This window comes from Noviherbaspirillum aerium (assembly GCF_008929045.1).
In the GTDB taxonomy this organism is placed as follows: domain Bacteria; phylum Pseudomonadota; class Gammaproteobacteria; order Burkholderiales; family Burkholderiaceae_D; genus Noviherbaspirillum; species Noviherbaspirillum aerium.
In genome coordinates this window covers 1-918 of the sequence record NZ_VFAH01000079.1, presented here as the reverse complement: position 1 = coordinate 918, position 918 = coordinate 1, and the positions used below count along the sequence as shown (strand labels likewise).

The 918-nt window shown below is 55.2% G+C and carries 1 protein-coding gene; it reads left to right on the top strand.

Translation table 11 applies throughout. The annotated features are described in order from the left end of the window. Positions 1 to 472: 472 nt before the first annotated feature. On the top strand, positions 473 to 918 hold a 446-nt coding region (locus FH061_RS30150; protein ID WP_449867001.1), incomplete at its 3' end, for an ISAzo13-like element transposase-related protein.

Below are 918 nucleotides of genomic sequence, written 5' to 3'. Positions count from 1 at the left end.
CACCGCACGGCTGCTGGCAGTGTCAGTTCCTTTCCCATCACTGGGATGAACCTTCTGTTGAGAGGCACGTTGTCCCCGGGGCTTCACACCCAACCGTTACCAGTTACGCACGCCCGGGTAGGCAACTGCTGGTCGTACAGCAGGTCACAGCCTCCTTTCAGATGTGTGACAAGACAAGAACGAGCTTTGCCGTCCAATTCCTACTACGAAACACGTGGACGGCTACACGTGTCGCACCACCACTTTGGACTATAGCTCTCTATATGGAGGCTGCCATGGAAACAATGTCGGTTCATCAGTGCACCTGTCCAATCTGCAGGGCAAATCAGCCGCATCCTGACCGGGCCTATCATCACCACATTAATGTATTGATGAGTAGGCTCAGTGAGCCACAGCGACGTTGGTTTTCTGCCGACGAAGCGCACCGTATAGGTTATGGCGGTAAAAGACTATTGGCACACGGATCACAGGCATGAGTCCGACGACGGTTCTACGTGGCTGTGTTGAACTGGAGTCTGACTTGACCCATTGCCCCGACGACCACTTGCGCGCTGCAGGTGGAGGTCGCACCGCCGCCGAGGACAAAGATCCTGAACTTGAGGAAGCTCTTCTTAACGTGCTGGCCTCGGAATCTGCCGGCGACCCCATGGGGCGTCGTGCCAAAGCCAAGCGAAGCTCGCTGCGGCATTTGAGCCAGGCACTCGCAGAAGAAGGACATCCTGCAAGTCGAATGACAGTGGCCAGACTGCTGCATAAACTGAAGTACTCTCCCAAGGCCAATTCGCGCCGCAACGAAGTAAGGGGAGCATCGCCCAAAGAGCGAAACGCACAGTTTGAACACATAGACGAGCAGCGTAGCCAATTCAAAGCCACAGGCGCCCCCATCATCAGCGTGGATACCAAAAAAATCTATGGTCA